Source organism: Kitasatospora indigofera (assembly GCF_014655955.1).
GTDB classification, from domain to species: domain Bacteria; phylum Actinomycetota; class Actinomycetes; order Streptomycetales; family Streptomycetaceae; genus Kitasatospora; species Kitasatospora indigofera.
In genome coordinates this window covers 45,964-63,388 of the sequence record NZ_BNBO01000042.1, presented here as the reverse complement: position 1 = coordinate 63,388, position 17,425 = coordinate 45,964, and the positions used below count along the sequence as shown (strand labels likewise).

General features: G+C 72.1%; 17 protein-coding genes. 8 read left to right on the top strand and 9 right to left on the bottom strand.

Annotation, left to right across the window (positions count from 1 at the left end):
- Positions 1–81 precede the first annotated feature (81 nt).
- Together IE329_RS28480 and IE329_RS28475 are read right to left on the bottom strand one after the other, a co-directional pair.
- A complete protein-coding gene (locus IE329_RS28480) occupies positions 82–1,077 on the bottom strand; it encodes an inorganic phosphate transporter (protein ID WP_190213859.1) in 996 nt (331 codons plus the stop codon).
- A 5-nt stretch (positions 1,078–1,082) separates the two neighbouring features.
- Positions 1,083–1,703, bottom strand: coding sequence for a DUF47 domain-containing protein (locus IE329_RS28475; protein WP_073926641.1), 621 nt, complete (start codon positions 1,701–1,703; stop codon positions 1,083–1,085).
- A 408-nt stretch (positions 1,704–2,111) separates the two neighbouring features.
- Here IE329_RS28475 and IE329_RS28470 point away from each other — a divergent pair, with 408 nt between their 5' ends.
- On the top strand, positions 2,112–2,459 hold the full coding sequence (locus IE329_RS28470; protein ID WP_190213858.1) for a metal-sensitive transcriptional regulator: 348 nt from the start codon (positions 2,112–2,114) through the stop codon (positions 2,457–2,459).
- Positions 2,460–2,504: 45 nt separating this feature from the next.
- Here the strand turns inward: IE329_RS28470 and IE329_RS28465 are convergent, their stop codons facing one another.
- Both IE329_RS28465 and IE329_RS28460 read right to left on the bottom strand, forming a co-directional pair.
- Positions 2,505–2,825 carry a hypothetical protein gene (locus IE329_RS28465; protein ID WP_190213875.1) on the bottom strand — a complete coding sequence of 107 codons (321 nt, stop codon included), beginning with the start codon at positions 2,823–2,825 and terminating at the stop codon, positions 2,505–2,507.
- 242 nt (positions 2,826–3,067) lie between these two features.
- A complete protein-coding gene (locus IE329_RS28460) occupies positions 3,068–3,940 on the bottom strand; it encodes an SCO4651 family lipoprotein (protein ID WP_190213857.1) in 873 nt (290 codons plus the stop codon).
- 164 nt (positions 3,941–4,104) lie between these two features.
- Between IE329_RS28460 and IE329_RS28455 the strand changes: the two genes are divergently transcribed.
- The gene (locus IE329_RS28455) at positions 4,105–4,299 is read left to right on the top strand and encodes a hypothetical protein (RefSeq protein WP_190213874.1); all 195 of its coding nucleotides are present in this window, start codon (positions 4,105–4,107) and stop codon (positions 4,297–4,299) included.
- A gap of 176 nt (positions 4,300–4,475) precedes the next feature.
- Here IE329_RS28455 and IE329_RS28450 read toward each other — a convergent pair whose 3' ends face one another.
- Both IE329_RS28450 and IE329_RS28445 read right to left on the bottom strand, forming a co-directional pair.
- Positions 4,476–5,189, bottom strand: coding sequence for a phosphatase PAP2 family protein (locus IE329_RS28450; protein WP_190213872.1), 714 nt, complete (start codon positions 5,187–5,189; stop codon positions 4,476–4,478).
- Positions 5,190–5,378: 189 nt separating this feature from the next.
- A complete protein-coding gene (locus IE329_RS28445) occupies positions 5,379–6,521 on the bottom strand; it encodes a C40 family peptidase (RefSeq protein ID WP_190213856.1) in 1,143 nt (380 codons plus the stop codon).
- A gap of 248 nt (positions 6,522–6,769) precedes the next feature.
- On the opposite strand from IE329_RS28445, the gene IE329_RS28440 reads away from it, so the two are divergent.
- The 5 genes from IE329_RS28440 to IE329_RS28420 all read left to right on the top strand — a co-directional run bounded on the left by IE329_RS28440 (position 6,770) and on the right by IE329_RS28420 (position 12,385).
- Complete coding sequence (locus tag IE329_RS28440) at positions 6,770–7,120, top strand: hypothetical protein (protein ID WP_073926635.1); 351 nt, start codon at positions 6,770–6,772, stop codon at positions 7,118–7,120.
- Between the two features lie 214 nt (positions 7,121–7,334).
- Complete coding sequence (locus tag IE329_RS28435) at positions 7,335–8,156, top strand: hypothetical protein (protein ID WP_229927831.1); 822 nt, start codon at positions 7,335–7,337, stop codon at positions 8,154–8,156.
- A complete protein-coding gene (locus IE329_RS28430; RefSeq protein WP_373311319.1) occupies positions 8,146–9,420 on the top strand; it encodes a hypothetical protein in 1,275 nt (424 codons plus the stop codon). Before IE329_RS28435 ends, IE329_RS28430 begins: the two co-directional genes overlap by 11 nt.
- A 7-nt stretch (positions 9,421–9,427) precedes the next feature.
- The gene (locus IE329_RS28425) at positions 9,428–11,002 is read left to right on the top strand and encodes an SCO6880 family protein (RefSeq protein ID WP_190213854.1); all 1,575 of its coding nucleotides are present in this window, start codon (positions 9,428–9,430) and stop codon (positions 11,000–11,002) included.
- Between the two features lie 33 nt (positions 11,003–11,035).
- Positions 11,036–12,385 (top strand): ATP-binding protein, encoded by a 1,350-nt coding sequence (locus IE329_RS28420; RefSeq protein WP_190213853.1) that lies wholly within the window; start codon positions 11,036–11,038, stop codon positions 12,383–12,385.
- A gap of 21 nt (positions 12,386–12,406) precedes the next feature.
- Here the strand turns inward: IE329_RS28420 and IE329_RS28415 are convergent, their stop codons facing one another.
- Positions 12,407–12,886 carry a hypothetical protein gene (locus IE329_RS28415; protein ID WP_190213852.1) on the bottom strand — a complete coding sequence of 160 codons (480 nt, stop codon included), beginning with the start codon at positions 12,884–12,886 and terminating at the stop codon, positions 12,407–12,409.
- Positions 12,887–13,153: 267 nt separating this feature from the next.
- On the opposite strand from IE329_RS28415, the gene IE329_RS28410 reads away from it, so the two are divergent.
- A complete protein-coding gene (locus tag IE329_RS28410) occupies positions 13,154–14,986 on the top strand; it encodes a bifunctional metallophosphatase/5'-nucleotidase (RefSeq protein WP_190213851.1) in 1,833 nt (610 codons plus the stop codon).
- Between the two features lie 99 nt (positions 14,987–15,085).
- On the opposite strand, the gene IE329_RS28405 is transcribed toward IE329_RS28410, so the two are convergent.
- Together IE329_RS28405 and IE329_RS28400 are read right to left on the bottom strand one after the other, a co-directional pair.
- On the bottom strand, positions 15,086–16,612 hold the full coding sequence (locus IE329_RS28405) for a sensor histidine kinase (protein WP_308438408.1): 1,527 nt from the start codon (positions 16,610–16,612) through the stop codon (positions 15,086–15,088).
- Positions 16,609–17,382, bottom strand: coding sequence for a response regulator transcription factor (locus IE329_RS28400; RefSeq protein ID WP_190213850.1), 774 nt, complete (start codon positions 17,380–17,382; stop codon positions 16,609–16,611). The genes IE329_RS28405 and IE329_RS28400 overlap by 4 nt, the downstream gene beginning before the upstream one ends.
- Positions 17,383–17,425 lie beyond the last annotated feature (43 nt).

Genomic DNA, 17,425 nt, shown 5'->3' with positions numbered 1-17,425 from the left:
AAGGGACAGGGCCCGCCCCCGAGATGTGGGGGCGGGCCCTGTCGTCCTCCGCGGTGCGCGGGGTCCGGTGCGGCGGGGATGTCAGCCGAAGATCAGGTCGACGATCCAGTAGACCAGCGCGGCCACCAGGGCGGCCGCCGGCATGGTGATGAACCAGCCGAGCACGATGTTCTTGGCGACGCCCCAGCGCACCGCGCGGATCCGCTTGGTGGCGCCCACGCCCATGATCGCCGAGGTGATCACGTGGGTGGTGGAGATCGGGGCCTTGAACACGTACGAGGTGATGTACATGATCGTCGCCGCGGTGCTCTCGGCGGCGAAGCCCTGCGGCGGGTCCAGCTCGATGATCTTGCGGCCGAGCGTCCGCATGATCCGCCAGCCGCCCGCGTAGGTGCCCAGCGACAGCATCGTGGCACAGGAGATCTTCACCCAGACCGGGATGTCCTGCGTGGTCTGCTGGCCGGAGATGGTGAGCGCCAGCACCACGATGCCCATGGTCTTCTGGGCGTCCTGCAGACCGTGCGCGAGGGCCATCGCGGCGGCCGACGCGGTCTGGGCGACCCGGAAGTTGCGCTTGGCCCGGTGCGGGTTGGCCTTGCGGAAGATCCACAGGATGGCCAGCATCACCAGGTAGCCGCAGACCAGGCCCACCACCGGCGAGACGAACATCGGGATGATGATCTTGTCGACGACGCCGCTCCAGATCACCCCCGTGCCGCCGGCCAGCGCCGCCCCGACCATGCCGCCGAACAGCGCGTGCGAGGAGGAGGACGGCAGGCCGAAGTACCAGGTGGTCAGGTTCCAGGTGATCGCACCGACCAGGGCGCCGAACAGGATCATCATGCCCTGGCTACCGGTCGGGGTCTCGATGATCCCGCTGGACACCGTGTGCGCGACCCCGCTGCCCAGGAAGGCGCCGGCCAGGTTCATCACCGCGGCCATCGCCAGGGCGGCCCGCGGGGTGAGCGCCCGGGTGGAGACCGAGGTGGCGATGGCGTTCGCCGAGTCGTGGAAGCCGTTGGTGTACGTGAAGAAGAAGGCCACGCCGATGACGGCGATGAGTGCTGCCATGTCCACGCTGGTCAGGACTCCTTGACCGCGATGGTCTCCACCGTGTTGGCGACGTGCTCGAAGGCGTCGGCCGCCTCTTCGAGGACGTCCACGACCTGCTTCAGCTTCAGCACCTCGATGGCCTCGTACTGGCCGCTGAAGAGGTGCGCGAGCAGCTTGCGGTGGATCTGGTCCGCCTGGTTCTCCAGCCGGTTGACCTCGATCCAGTACTCGGTGAGGTTGGACATGCTGCGCAGGTTCGGCATCGCCTCGGCCGTGAGCTCGGCGGCCCGGGCGAGCACCTCGATCTGCTGCTCGATGCCCTTGGGGAGGGTCTGGATGTCGTAGAGGACGACCAGGTCCACGGCCTCCTCCATGAAGTCCATGATGTCGTCCAGCGACGAGGCGAGGTTGTAGATGTCCTCGCGGTCGAAGGGCGTGATGAAGGAGGAGTTCAGCTGGTGGAACACGGCGTGGGTGGTGTCGTCACCCGCGTGCTCGGCGGCGCGCATGCGCTCGACGATCTCCGCGCGGGCCGACACGTCTGAACCCAGCAGTTCCAGCAGGAGCTTGGATCCGACGACGAGGTTCTCCGCGGCTGCGGAGAACATGTCGTAGAAGCTCGTCTCCTTCGGGGTCAGGCTAAAACGCACGGAAATCTCCGATGTGCGGGGTAGGGACTGAACGATGCTAGGCGCAAGCGGCCGGAACCACGCAAACGGGGTGACGGGCGGGGAACCGGAACCTCCTGTTCCGGATCTGTCCGTACACCTGAGGAGCCGGCCCGTACGCCCGTGTACGGAAGCGAGCCCCAGTCTGACGGAACCTCGCCGGTATTGCCCCCGCCGTGCACCCGGAGATCCGGGCCGCCGCCCGTACGGAGGAACACCACCGCGGCCGCGGGTGTTGGAAACTGGAAGCTGACGGGATCCCAGTCCTCCGCCGCTCCCGGCCCCGGCCGGGCGGGGTTCCCCGGCGGCCGGCCGGGGGAGTACCCCGGGGCAGGTGCTCCGAGGGCTGCGAGCGACCACCCAGAGCCACCGATGACGAAGGCGGGCCGGATGACCACGACCGAAACCCACGAGGCCGGCCCGCAGGCCGAGCCGGCCGCACACCCGCACGCGGGCCCGCACGGCTACAGCGAGCAGAAGGACGCGCACCTCAAACGCCTGCGCCGGATCGAGGGCCAGATCCGCGGTCTGCAGCGGATGGTCGACGAGGACACCTACTGCATCGACGTCCTCACCCAGGTCTCCGCCAGCACCAAGGCCCTGCAGTCCTTCGCGCTCTCGCTGCTGGAGGAGCACCTGCGGCACTGCGTCGCGGCCGCCGCCGAGGAGGGCGGCACGGAGCTGGAGGCCAAGGTCGCCGAGGCCACCGCCGCGATCGGCCGGCTGCTCCGCAGCTGACGGCGACGGCCGGGCCCCGGGCCGGGCCGCCGGGGGTCTTCCTGGTCAGGCCTGCTCGGGGGCCGGTCCGCCCGGGCGCGGCACGGCGCCGGTCGTGCCGCCCGGCGCCTGCGCCGGGGGCGTGCCCCGCAGGGGGCCCTCGGGCCGGTGGACGGCGGGGCGGCCCGGCTCCGGCCAGCGGGCGTCCGGACGGTGCACCGCGTCAGGCTGGTCGGGGCGGTCCAGCAGGACCTCGTCGATCCGCTCGGTCGGCAGGCGGTCGCCGGCCGAGGAGGTCGCGGCGATCATCAGCTCGCCGGCCAGCTCGATCTCGTCGAGGGCCGTGTGGTCATGACCGCCGTCGCGGCCGCCCGAGGTCGACACCACCTGCACCACCCCTTCAGCGCCCTGCTTGCCCCTGGGGCGCTCCCCCGGCCTTCGGCAGGGGGGACCTCCGCCCGGCCCGCGGGCCGGGGGCGCGGCAGTCACCCGCCGTCCAGCCTAGGCATTCCGGAGTCCGGCCACATGGCACGGACGGGCCATCTTGGTGCGGCCGAAACGGGTGGGCCGCTCTTCCTGTGCTGCTTCCCGCACCGGGCCCGCCGGCCGTGGCCGGCCCGCCCGGCCCGTCACTTCGGGGGCTCGGTCGCGTTCATCGACCAGATGTCCCCGGCGGCGGGCTCCGCGGCGTCCACCGCCTTGCCGAAGTCGCTCAGCGAGGTGGTGGAGGTGACCTTGACCTGGTCCTTGGCCTCCTTCGAACCGGCCACGCCGGCGAACGAGAACACCTCGACCACCTTGTGCAGCCGGCCCTGGCCGTCCAGCCAGACCTCGTACGGCACCTCCTTGACCGTGAAGGTCTGGGCGGCCATCCGCAGGCCGTCGGCCCCCCGCCCGCCGGTGGCCTCGGCGGCCTTGGCCAGGTCCAGCGTGCCGCGGTAGTGCTTCAGGGCCACCCCGCCGACCGTCTCGGCGCCCACCAGCTCGGCCTTCTGCGCGCCGCGCAGGGCCCCGGCGGCGCCGGCCGGGTCGGTGGCGCCGCTCGACACCAGGTTCCCGTCGGGCAACTGGCGGACGTCCAGCTTCACCCACTTGCCGGCCGGCACCTTCGCCCCGCTGTTCTGCAGGTAGACGATGCCCGGCAGGACCACCTCGACGATCTTCCCGGTGGTCGCTGCCCCCGGCGGCACCGCCACCTCCAGCCGGCCGATCCGCCGGACGTAGTCGTAGCCGCCGACGCCGGTGAACACGGCCTTCTTCTCGGCGGACTCGGTGACCAGCTCGGTGACCGCGTGCGCGGAGCCCGTCCGGCCGGTGATGTCCGCGGCGCCGCGGACGGCCGTCAGCGGATCGGCGGCCAGCTGGTCGGCCGAGCTGTCCTGCCGGTGGTCCGCGCCGCCGGACCCGCCCGAGCAGGCCGCGAGGCCGGTGAGGGCGGCGGCGAGCACCACCGCCCGGGCCGCGGACCGGACGTGCGGCAGCAGCTGGCTCTGGTTCGGCATCTTCATTCTCGCGACAACCCCCTCGGGCCCGACCGCCCGGCAAGCGCCACCCCCGATGGGCAGAGCTCTTTCCGGACAAACGAGTTGGGCCCCGGAGGGTTACGCGCGAACCGGCGCACCCCGAACATCGCGCGCCGGGGTGCGGGCGCGTTACGGTGAGCCACGTGCACAGCGAGCTGCCGGTCTCCCCCGGCACAGCCCCGATGCCCGGCCACCGCGTGGAGATCACCGAGCGCGGCTCCTTCTGCTTCGCCAACTGCAGCTGCGGCTGGTTCCGGCCCGCCCGCCGCTCCCGGGACCTCGCCCGGCGCGAGGCGGCCGAACACCTGGAGGAGAGCGGCGCGGAGCTGGAGGGCTGAGAGCGGGAGCACCCGGGACGGCTCAGGGCTGAGCCGTGCCGGGACGACGGGCGGCCGAACCGTCCCGGACGCACGGGGAGCCGTCCCGAAGCCGTGGGGGCCGCCCGAGGGCCCTGGGCGAGGGTCCTTCGGGCGACGCCGGGCCGCCCGGCCGCGCCGGGGCCCGCGAGCGGTCCTCAGGCGGCGAGATCGGGCTCCCGGGGCGGGTCCTCGGCCCGGACCTGACCGGGGACGGCCCGGCGCCGCCGGCTGCCGCCCTTCAGGGTGCCGGTCCTGCGCCCGCCCGCCACGATCAGCGGGGCGGCGGCGGTCCGGGCCACCGCGTGGCAGAGCGGCACCAGGACGGCCATCGCGATCGGCGCCAGCAGCAGCACCACCGCGGTCGCCAGGGCGAAGCCCCCGATCACGTCGGTCGGGTAGTGGACGCCCATGAACATCCGGCAGAAGCCCTGCAGCAGCGCCAGACCGCCGGCGATCCAGCCGAGCCGCCGGTTGACCAGGAAGAGCGCCACCGCGATGCCCATCGACATCGTCGAGTGGTCGCTGACGAAGGAGTGGGTGCCCTCCTTGCCGGCCACCAGGACGTCCAGCCCGGTGTGGTCGACGAAGGGGCGCGGCCGGTTCACGATCGCCGCGATCGGGAGGTTGGCCAACTCGGCGACGGTGACCGCGAGCGGGGCCCAGAGCAGGCCGGCGACGGCCACCGGGGCGTCCGGGCGGCGGCGGGCCTGCAGCCAGCCGGTGAGGCACAGTGCGGCCAGGCCGAGCAGGATGCCGTACTCGCCGGTCCAGGAGACCAGCGCGTCCAGCCAGCCGGGCGAGGACTTGGCCAGCCCGTTGACGGCGTAGAGCAGACCGAGATCGGGGTCGCTCGTGTCGGCAAGTGGCATCGGCACGCCGCACCTCCTTCTGCTCCGCTGAACCTGCGGTCCCGGCCGGGGTCGGCCCAGCTCAGGAAGCTGATACAGAACCACCGGACACAACGTCACCACCGGTGCACAGGGTTCCACGGGGACGCAGGGTTATGGAAACTTGACTCGCCGTCCACCGTGCGCTCACACCGGGGGCACCGTGCCGGCTCAGGTCTTTGCCGGCGTTTGACCGGAGCCGCCGGTGCCCGCGGCCCGGGCGGGCGGGCTCGCGGCGGGCGTGGCGGCGGGTGTCCCGGCGGGCGCCTGGCCGCCGGCGCCCGGGCCGCCGGACCCGGTGATGCTGCCGTCCGCGCCGCGGACCGGCAGCGCGTTGGCGCCGTCCGAGGTGACCCGGGTGGCGCCGATGTACTCCTTGGTGTCGATCTTGTCGTAGCGGATCACGGCGCCGGTGTGCGGTGCGTCGATCATGTAGCCGCCGCCGACGTAGATCCCGACGTGGTGGATGCTGCGCGGGTCGTTCAGGTCGGTGGCCCAGAACACCAGGTCGCCCGGCCGGAGCTGGTCGCGCGAGGGGTGCGGGCCGGCGTACCACTGGTCGTTGGCGACCCGGGGCAGCGTGATCCCCACCGAGGCGTACGCGGCCTGGGTGAGCCCGGAGCAGTCGAACCGGCCGCCCTGCGAGGGCAGCCCCTCGCCGCCCCACAGGTAGGGCGTGCCCAGCACGTTCTGCGCGAAGTAGATCGCCCCGGCGGCCTGCGGGGAGACCTCCACCGCGGCGGTCGGCGCGGTGAAGCTGCGGGCCAGCGTCGAGATGTTCCGCACGTACCCCTGGGTCTCCGCGTACGGCGGCACCCCGTTGTACTTGATCACCGCGTACGGGCCCGCGTTGTACGCGGCGAGCAGGTTGGCCTGGCCGTCCCCGGGCACCTTCGAGACCTCCCGGGCCAGCGCGCAGTCGTAGGTCGCCGCGGAGGCGATTGCGTCGGCCGGGTCCCAGATGTCCTTCTTGCCGTCCTTGTTGGCATCCACCCCGTAGGTCGCCCAGGTGCTCTCCAGGAATTGCGCCATCCCATAGGCCTTGGCCGGACTCCGCGCCGACGGATCGAAACCGCTCTCCTGATAGAGCTGTGCCGCGAGCATCGGCGGAGAGATCTCCGGGCAGAGCGAGCCCCACTCCTGGATCAGCCCCTGGTAGGCGGCCGGCACGGTGCCGGCGGAGAGCGCGGCCCGCGAACCCTGACGCTGCGGCGTACCGCTCGCGGCATACGTCCCGAAGGTCACCAGGCCGACGAAACCGGCCAGCACAACTCCCGTAGCAGCGGCGGCCGTACCGGCCTTCCGGAGTACCATCAGCACCATCCCGACGAGTCGTCAGTCGAAGTGTCCCGGAAGGCGTTGCTCACCGCAATCATCAGAGATACAAAGAGTGAGCGCTATCCTTCGTACGGTGGACATCCTGGCGTACGTGTCCCATGCCTCACGACCAATCCGCGAGAAGCAGCCAAGTCGACATCAGATCTGGCCAAGAATAGGTACCGGCCCTTCGCGCAGGTGGGGTCATGGGCCTTGAATTTGCCTGATCGGGCGGTGAGATGGAAATGAACCTGAGCAGCGTGGACAGTATCGCGATCGGCCACCTGGCCGAGGACCCACCCAAAAAGGCCAATATCGACACCATCATCGGAGGGATCGCCCCGGACTGGGGGCCCTTCGCCACGCTCGGCTCCGAGGCCCGCGTGATGGTGGAGGTCGTCATGGCCGTGGCCATCCTGGCCTGTCTCGCCCTCGCGGTCTGGGGCGCGGCCAAGCAGCGGATCGGCGCCACCGCGATGCGCGACTCCTTCGGTGCCGAACAGGGCAAGGGGCTGATCATCGCCGGGCTGACCGGCGTGTTCATCATCGGATCGCTGGGCACCCTGTTCACCATTGTCTACGGTATGGCTATCTGACGATCGGGCAGGCATCCCGTCGGCCGGTCCGCCGGCCGCGGGGAGCACGTCCGGACGGAGGCAGCCGGCAGCAGCCCGGCCGGGGGACCGCCAGGCCCCGCCAGGAGTCCACCCCTCCCACCCGCGCCCGCCGCCCGCCCACGGGCCGGCGGCCCGCCGGGCCGGAGGGGCCCAACGGAGCCGCCACCCGGCTCCCCGCACCAGGAGGGCCGCCGTGCCGTTGTCCGACGACCAGCCGCACACCCGTACGCGGCTACCGGTCGCCGAACAGTCCTCCTACCAGCCGAACGGCCGTCAGGCCCGACCGCTGCGCACGCTGCTGACCGTCCTGGTCGTCGTCACCCTGCTGGTCCTGGCCATCTCGGTCGCCAACCGCGGCAAGGCCGACCCGGACACCGCCGCGCCGCCGTCCGCCGACCGCGCGGCGGCCTCCCCTGCCCCCGGCGGCGCCGGACCCGCGCCCAGCGGCGAGCAACCCGTCAGCACCACCAGCAACGGCATCGCCAACGGCTTCCCGCACACCGACCAGGGCGCCCAGTCCGCTGCGGCCAACTACGCCGTCGCGATCGGCTCCGCCGACATGTTCCGCACCGAGGCCCGGCACACCATAGTGGCCACCATCGCGGACCCGGCGGCCCTCGCGGGGCTGCAGAGCCGGCTGGACCAGGGGTTTTCGGCCGAAACCGCCGCGCGGTTCGGCGTCGACGCCCAGGGCAAGGCCCCCAAGGGGCTGACCTTCGTCAGCCGGACCATTCCCATCGGAACCAAGAGCGACGGCTACAGCGCGGAGAGCGTGAAGGTCCAGGTCTGGTGCAACGGTCTCTTCGGGTTGGCCGGCGAGAGGTCGACCAAACCGGTCTCCCAGGACTGGTTCACCCTCACACTCAATCTGCGCTGGACCGGGAGCGACTGGAAGTTGACGGAGTTCAGCCGCGCCTCGGGCCCGGCGCCCGTTCCCGCGGACCAGCAGGCGGCGACCGCCGAGGAGATCACCGGTGCCGTCCAGCAGTTCGGAGGCTTTCGCTATGCCCGCTGACGGTGCCCGCAGGTCCGCGCGGCTCAGGCTCGGTGCGGTGGTCAGCGCCTTCGCACTTGCTCAGATCTTGGCCATGAGGGTGGCACAGCGGGCATTCGCGGAGCCGTCCCCCTCGCCGACCCCGGGGGCGACGAACACGAGCTGCCCCGGAATCCCGTTGCCGGGTGACAACGTCTACTGCTCGCCCGGCGGCGGCGCCAGCCTCCCCGGCAGCGGCACCGTGGGCAGCGTCACCGACCCACTCGGCTCGCTCGCCAAGGGCTGCGCGCAGGCCGCGGCCTGGGTGGTGCGCAAGCTGTCGAGCGCGATCGACGGGACGACGCAGGTGGACTTCACCAACGCGTCGTTCCTGCAGCAGTACGCGGTGGTCTTCGCCGGCTCGACGATCATCACGCTCGTCCTCTGGCTGCTGGCGGTCACCAAGCGGGCCGTCCGGGGGGCCCCGCTGGCGACGGCGATCGGCGAGGCGATCGGGTTCCTCTGGCTGACGGTGGTGGCCTCCGCGTTCACGCCGCTGATCCTGTTCACCGTGGTCAGCGCGACGGACGGGCTCACCAAGGCGATCGCGGTCGGCACCAAGTCGGACACCGGCACCTATCTCGGCGGCTTCGCGGACACCCTGGAGAAGGGTGACATGGGCGGCGGCCCGCTGATCCTGATCATCGTGTCGCTGGTGGCCGTGCTGGCCGCGGCGGTGCTCTGGATCGAGCTGCTGATCCGCGCGGCGATGCTGTACGTGGGGGCGCTGCTCGGGACGGCGGTGTACGCCGGGCTGGTCGACAAGCAGTTGTGGAAGCACGTCCGCCGCTGGGCCGGCCTGATGGTGGCGGTCGACCTGGCGAAGCCGATCATCGTGATCATCCTGGGCCTGGCCGGGGCGGTGGCCAGCGGGGCGGGGGCGACGGACGACTTCGCGCGGGTGCTGTCGGGGCTGGCGATCCTGTTCCTGTCGATCTTCGCGAGCGCCGCGGTCTACCGCTTCGTGCCGGGCTTCGGCGACGAGATGGTGAACATGCGCAGCGCCCGGGCCGGCGCCGTCTCGGCCGGCTCGGCGATGATCAACGGTCCGGCCAACCTGGTGAAGCAGGGCATCAGCGCCCACGGTTCCCGGGGCGGTCCGCAGGCGTCCAACGGCTCGGCCGCCGCCGGTGGCGGGTCGGTGGCACCGGGCATCGCCGCGCACGGTTCCCGTACCGCGGCGCCGCCGCAGCAGGCGGGGCCGCCGGCTCCGAGTCGCGACAGCAATCCAGCGAAGGGAGGGTGACGGGTAAGTGAGCAGCGACCAGCTCGGCCAGTACGGTGGTCAGTACGGCCAGGCGTACGTGCACCAGCGCCGCACCTATCTGATCGGCAAGGCCCGCCCGAACGCGCCGATCGGCCGCAACCGGGAGTCCGGCGAGATCGTCCTGATCATCTTCGGGGCCTTCCTCGGGATGCTCTGGGGCCTGCTGATGCCGATCCTCCCGTTGCGGATCGCGGGGCTGGTCGGGCTGCCCCTGCTGGCGATCATGGCGGTCTACGTGCCGTACCGGCGCCGGACGTTCTACAAGTGGGTGGAGATCAACCGCACCTACCGGCGGACGGCGCGCAGCGGGCGCGGGCTCTGGCGGTCGGACGTGATCGACGCGGGCACCCGGCTGGACGGCCGGGAGGTCGAGGTCGGCCCGCCGCCGGGGGTGGGGCGCCTGCGCTGGCTGTCGGCGCCGTTCGGGCCGGACGAGGTCGGGGTGCTGATGCACCTGGAGCGGCGGACGGTGACGGCCGCGATCGAGATCGAGGGCCCCGGGGTCGGGCTGCGGGACTCGGAGGACCAGGAGACGCTGGTCGACCGCTTCGGCACGCTGCTGAAGCACGTCGCCAACGGGGACGGCTTCGTGACCCGGCTGCAGATCCTGGCCCGGACCCTGCCGGCCGACCCGGACGCGCACGCCAAGGACGTCGAGCGGCGTGGTGACCACGACGCACCGCGCTGGCTGCAGGACTCGTACGACCAGTTGCAGTCGATGGTGTCGACCTCCTCGGAGCAGCACCGCGCGTACCTGGTGGCCTGCATGCACTACACCCGGGACCTGGCGGCCGAGGCGCACGCGATGGGCCGGACGGCGACCGGCAAGCGGGCCCGGGACGACGAGGGCCTGGCCGCGGTGATGGCGCGCGAGCTGACCGACATCTGCGCCCGGCTGGCGGAGGCCGACATCCGGGTCCGGCAGCCGCTGGGCCAGGCCCGGCTCTCCTCGCTGCTGCACTCGATGTACGACCCGGACCACCCGATCGACCACATCCAGGCGATGTCGCGCCGCAACGCGTGGCCGGCCGAGCTGGACGCCACGCATCCGCAGTACCTGACCGCGAAGACCCGGGAGTCGGTGACCCGGGAGCCGTGGTGCCACGCGACGGCCTGGATCAAGGAGTGGCCGCTGACGCCGGTGGGGGTCAACTTCCTGGCGCCGCTGCTGGTCCACACGCCGGACGTGATCCGTACGGTGGCGGTGACGATGGACCTGGAGCCGACCGACGTGGCGATCGAGCGGATGCTCACCGAGAAGACCAACGACGAGGCGGAGGCGAGCCGCGCCGCCAAGATGAACCGGACGGTCGACCCGCGGGACCTGGCCCACACCGGCCGGGTCGACCAGCGCGGTGACGACCTGGCGTCGGGCGCGGCAGGGGTGAACCTGGTGGGGTACATCACGGTGTCCTCGCGCAGTCCGGAGGCGCTGGCCCGGGACAAGCGGACCATCCGGGCGTCGGCGGGCAAGAGCTACCTCAAGCTGGAGTGGTGCGACCGCGAGCACCACCGGGCGTTCGTCAACACCCTCCCGTTCGCCACGGGCATCCGCCGCTGATCCACGTACCGACCCACCGGAGGCAGGCCCGCCATGGCAATCGGCAATCTCACCGACTCGTTCACCAGTCTGATGTTCGGCAAGGTGGAGACCACCCGGCTGCCCGTGCGGACCTCCACCGGGCAGGCGCAGGCGGTCTACCTGCCGACCGCCGCGCCGGGGCTGGGCGACTCCGGCGTGATCATCGGCCGGGAGGTGTACAGCGGCAAGGGGTACGTCTACGACCCGTTCCAGCTGTACGGGCAGCAACTGCCGGCGCCGCACTGGCTGGTGCTGGGGGAGTCCGGCAACGGCAAGTCGGCGCTGGAGAAGACGTACGTGCTGCGCCAGTTGAGGTTCCGGGACCGCCAGGTCGTGGTGCTCGACGCGCAGGGCGAGGACGGCGTCGGCGAGTGGAACCTGATCGCGAACGCGCTGGGCATAAAGTCGATCCGGCTGGACCCGATGGCGGCCCGCGACGGCGGCGTGAAGCTCAACCCCTTGGATCCGGCGATCACCACGACCGGGCAGTTGTCGCTGCTGCGCACCATCATCGAGGTGGCGATGGGCCGCGGGCTGGACGAGCGGGCCGGCTTCGCGCTGAAGGCCGCGCACGCGCACGTGCTGGCGACGGTGACCGGCCGCCAGCCCGTGCTGGACGACATCATCAACACCCTGCGCAGCCCCGACCTCTCCTCGGTGGAGTCGCTGGGCGTCGCGGTGGACGAGGTGCAGGCCTGGGGCCTGGACGTGGCGCTGGTGCTGGACCGACTGGTCGACGGTGACCTGCGCGGGATGTTCGACGGGTCGACCACGGACGGCATCGACCTGGACGCCCCGCTGATCGTCTTCGACCTGTCGCACATCGACCGGAACTCGATCGCGATGCCGATCCTGATGGCGATCGTCGGCGTCTGGCTGGAGCACACCTGGATCCGCCCGGACCGGAAGAAGCGGATCTTCCTGGTCGAGGAGGCCTGGCATATCATCAACAGCCCGTTCGTGGCCCAGCTGTTCCAGCGGCTGCTGAAGTTCGGCCGGCGGCTCGGGCTGTCCTTCGTGGCGGTGGTGCACCACCTGTCGGACGTGGTGGACGGCGCGGCGGCGAAGGAGGCCTCGGCGATCCTGAAGATGGCCTCGACCCGGACGGTCTACATGCAGAAGGCCGACGAGGCGAGAGCCACCGGCCGGGTGCTGGGCCTGCCGCGCTGGGCGGTGGAGATCATCCCGACGCTGTCGCCGGGCATCGCGGTCTGGGACGTCAACGGCAACGTCCAGGTGGTGAAGCACATCATCACCGAGGCGGAGCGCCCGCTGGTGTACACCGACCGCGCGATGACGGAGGACGCGGTCGCGGAGCGGGTCAGGGCCGAGCGGCAGCTGGCCGCCGAGCCGGGGGTCTGAGGCCCCGCTCCCGGGGCGGGTTCAGCGGGCGGCGGGCGTCCGGCGCGAGGGCCGGGCGGTGGCGGCGGCGATCGCGCCGAGCAGTCCGGCGGCGACCAGGAGGCCCTGGATCCAGCCGTGGTAGGGCCACCAGTTGGTCCAGCCGGCGGCCCCGACGGCGCCGACCACGCTGGCCAGGCCGACGGCGAACACCATGGCTTCGGAGCCGGGCCGGCCGCGCCGCAGCCGGACCCGGGCCACCGCGCACAGCGTGGCGAGGACCAGGGCGGGGACGGCCACCGCCGCGGTGAAGAGCGTGACCAGGATCAGCGAGACCTGGCCCTCGGCGCCGAACTCCCCGTTCCCGTCCGTGCTGCCGAGGAACTGGGCCAGGGTGTGGACGGAGTACCCCAGCAGGCCGAGGCCGGGCAGCCCCCAGAGGACGGCCAGGGCGCCGGGCAGCCACGGGCCGGTGCGGGTGGGCGTGGCGGTCGTTGCCGGGGCCGGTCCGGTGGGGTTCATGGCGGCTGCCCATCTCTCGTCGTCGGTCCGCGCTCTGGGGCACCACGGTAACGCCCCTGTCGAGGGCCGCACCTGAGTGCGTGTACTCAGGTTCCACGGGTGCCGAAGCTGTGAAGGCACCTCCCGGTCGGCAACAGGAAACCCTCTCGTTACGTCCAGGGTCCTGACAGCTACGCGCGTTGACTCTAGGCTGCACAGGTCACGAGCAACATTGCCGCCAGCCCGGCCCCGCCCACCGCGGGGCCCTCCAGGTGCAGGGGAACCCTCATGCCCAATGCCGGTCGCACCGGTAGTGACCTGCCGAACAGCGGGTCCAGGAACGTCAGATACCGCCGCGCGACGCTGGCCGTCGTCGCGGCCGCCGGCCTGTTCGGCACCTTGATGGTGCCGAGCGCCGCCCAGGCGGCGGACCGTCACAAGCTGGCCAACCTCCAGCTGCTGGCCATCAACGACTTCCACGGCAACCTGGAGGCCCCGGCGGGCTCCTCCGGGACGGTCAAGGAGATCGACCCGGCCACCGGCAAGGAGGTCGCCACCCCCGCGGGTGGCATCGAGTACCTGGCCACCGCGCTGCGCCAGGCCCGGATCCCCGCCGACGACTCGATCACGGTCGCGGCCGGTGACATCGTCGGCGCCAGCCCGCTGACCTCGGCCCTGTTCCACGACGAGCCGACCATCGAGGCGATGGACAAGCTCGGCCTGGACGTCACCGCGGTCGGCAACCACGAGTTCGACGAGGGTGCCAAGGAGCTGCTGCGCCTTCAGAACGGCGGCTGCCACCCGGTCGACGGCTGCTACGAGGCGGGGCGCAAGTTCAAGGGCGCCAACTTCAACTACCTCGCGGCCAACGTCACCAACGAGAAGACCGGCAAGCCGCTCCTGGCCCCGTACTGGGTGACCAAGTCCCAGGGCGTCAAGATCGGTTTCATCGGCGCCACCCTGGAGGGCACGCCGAACATCGTCACCGCCGAGGGCGTCAAGGGCCTCAAGTTCGGTGACGAGGTCGAGACGATCAACAAGTACGCCGCCGAGCTCAAGAAGCAGGGCGTCAACTCGATCGTCGCGCTGATCCACGAGGGCGGCTTCCCGGCCAGCTCGGTCTACAACTACGACTGCGGCGCGGCCGGCCAGGGCATCTCCGGGCCGATCGTCGACATCGCCAAGCAGCTCGACCCGGCCATCGGCGCGATCGTCACCGGCCACACCCACAACGCGTACGCCTGCACCATCCCGGACCCGCAGGGCGTGCCGCGTTCGGTGACCAGCGCGGCCTCCTTCGGCCGCCTGTACACCGAGATCGACCTGCAGCTCGACAAGACCACCGGCACCATCGTGCGCCCGTCGGTCAAGGCCGAGAATCACGTGGTGCGGCGCACGCTGGAGAAGGCGCCGGACATGACGGCCCTGATCGCGCACTACTCGGCGCTGGCCGCCCCGATCGCCGGCCGTCCGCTCGGCTACATCGCGGCGGACGTCAACGGCCGTGGCAGCAGCGCGCTGGAGAAGCCGCTCGGTGACGTGATCGCCGACGCCCAGCTGGCCGGCCTCTCGCCCGCCGACAAGGGCGGCGCGCAGATCGCCTTCATGAACCCCGGCGGCATCCGCTCGGACCTGGTCTACAAGGCCTCGGGGACCGAGGGCGACGGGGTGGTGACCTACGGCGAGGCGTTCACCGTCCAGCCGTTCACCAACATGATGCAGGTCAAGACGCTGACCGGGGCGCAGGTCGTCCAGCTGCTCCAGCAGCAGGTGAGCGGGCTCAACGAGGCCGCGCCGAAGATCCTGCAGAGCTCCAAGGGCCTCACCTACACCCTGGACATGCGCAAGGCCGGCGCCGCCCGCCTCGTGGTGGACAGCGTCAAGCTGAACGGCGCCCCGATCGACCAGGCCGCGGCCTACCGCGTCGCGGCGAACGAGTTCCTGGCCGGCGGCGGCGACGGCTTCCCGGCCTTCGCGGCCGGCACGGACAAGCTGGTCGGCGCCTCGGACCTGGACCTCTTCGCGGCGTACCTCGGGGCCAACAGCTCCGCGGCCGCCCCGCTGGCGGTCCCGGCCCAGGACCGGATCACGATCATCGGCCCGGGCACCGACATCGACTGACCCACCGGTGGTACGCGACGGGCGGGGTGCCTCCGGGCGCCCCGCCCGTTCGTCGTTGCCGGCCCGCTGGGTCGCCGGGACCCGCTCGCCGGTCCCGGGTCAGGGGGCCACCGGTTCGCCCGGCAGCCGGACGGTGGCCTGCGCGCCGGGTCCGCCGTCCCTGGCCGGCCCGAGCGAGACCTCGCCGCCGGCGTCCCGGACGGACTGCGCCACGATCGACAGCCCCAGCCCGGATCCCGGCAGCTGCCGGGAGGACGGCGAGCGCCAGAAGCGGTCGAAGACGTACTGGAGCTCGTCCTGCGGGATGCCCGGCCCGTGGTCCCGGACGGTCAGCAGGCCCTCGTGCAGCCGTACCTCGACGACGCCGCCGGGCGGGCTGTACTTCACCGCGTTGTCCAGCAGGTTGATCACCGCGCGCTCCAGCGCCGCGCCGTCCCCGTGGACGTACCAGGGGGCGATGTCCAGCTCGAAGACCAGGCCGGGGCCGCGCAGCCGGGCCCGGTCGACGGCGCGGCCGGCGATCTCGTGCAGGGCGACCACGGCCACGTTCTGGCCCGGCTTGGGGGAGTCCGGGCGGGAGAGCTGGAGCAGGTCGCCGATCAGCAGGGTGAGTTCCTGCATCTGCGCCTTCATGTTCCCGAGCAACTTGGTGCGGGTCGCCTCCGGCAGCGGCCGGCCGGTGTCGTTGCTGCGGATCAGCAGGTCGACGTTGGTCCGCAGCGAGGTGAGCGGCGTGCGCAGTTCGTGCCCGGCGTCGGCGATCAACCGGGTCTGCCGGTCACGGGAGTTGGCCAGCGCGGTGCTCATCGAGTTGAACGAGGTGGACAGCCGGGCGATCTCGTCGTTCCCGCTCACCGGGATGGTGGTGCCGACCTCCTCGGTCCGGGCGATGTGCTCGACCACGTCGGTGAGGTCGTCGACGGGCTTGAGCGCGGAGCGGGCGATCAGGCGGCCGGTGAGGCCGGCGCCGACCACGCCCAGGGCGGCCACCAGGCCGAGGATGAGGGCGAGTTGCTGCAGGGACTCCTCGACCGGCTTCGTGGGGGCGGCGGTCAGTGCGATCCCGCTGGGGCGCCCGTTCCGGTCGTACAGCCAGGAGATCCGGACCAGGGCCGGGTCGCCGTTGGTGTAAGTGCCGGACCGCTCCGCGGTCTTGCCCGGTTGGAGGGTGAGATCGGCCGGGTCGACGACGATCGCCCGGGTCGCGTCGGAGGGTACGCAGACGGTCCGGCCGTCCGCGGAGACCAGTTGGATGTCCTGGAGCTTCCCGCCGCCGAAGGGCTGGCTGGCACCGGTCGCCGACTGCGCCTTGGTGGCGTTGGCGAGGGCCTCCTGGGGCGTGCTCGCGCACCCGTCGCCGTTGATGGCGCCCGGCGGGATGTGCGTGACCCCGTTGCCGAGGTCCTTGCGCACCAGGTCGTACATCCGCTGCTCCACGATGAACCAGCAGGTCAGCGCCGACAGTGCGATCGCCACCGCCACCGCGAGCGCGGTCAGCGCGGCGAGCCTGGTGCGTAGCGGGCGCCCGCGGTACCACTGCGCCAGCCGCCGCCGCAGCGTCCGCCGGGGCGGGTGGACCAGTGGCGGCGGCAGCGCCGGTGCCGGGGGGCTCACGGGCTCGCTCACGCAGCGACGCCGGCGGCCGGCCGCAGGGCGTAGCCGACGCCGCGGACGGTCTGGATGAGCCGCGGCATGCCGCCCTGCTCGGTCTTGCGGCGGAGGTACATCACGTACACGTCGAGCGAGTTGGAGGACGGTTCGAAGTCGAAGCCCCAGACGGCCTTGAGGATCTGCTCGCGGGTGAGGACCTGCCGGGGGTGGGAGAGGAACATCTCCAGCAGCATGAACTCGGTGCGGGTCAGCTCGACCGGCCGCCCGTCGCGGGTGACCTCGCGGGTGGCGGTGTTCATCCGCAGGTCGGCGAAGGCCATCACCTCGCTGTCGTCCTCGGCGACCACGGCGCGGGCGGCGGCCTCGGTGGCGAGGGCGTTGCGCCGGAGCAGGGCGCGGACCCGGGCGAGCAGTTCGTCGAGCTCGAAGGGCTTGGCGAGGTAGTCGTCGGCGCCGACGTCGAGGCCGGTGACGCGGTCGCCGACGGCGTCGCGGGCGGTGAGCATCAGGACGGGGGCGGTGTCGCCGCGGGAGCGCATCCGGCGGACGGCGGTGAGGCCGTCCATCCGCGGCATCATGATGTCCAGCAGGACGAGGTCGGGCTTGTCGCGTTCCACGGCGTCGAGGGCCTCGTAGCCGTCGGTGGCGGTGGAGACCTCGTAGCCCTCGAAGGCGAGGCTGCTCTCCAGCGCGTCTCGCAGGGCCGGCTCGTCGTCGACCACGAGGAGGCGGGCGGGGGAGGACCTGGCCTCGGCGGCGGTGCGGTCGTCGGCGGGGGGAGTCATGGGCGCTGGCCCTTTCTCGTCGTGGTGGGGCTCGTGGGGCTGC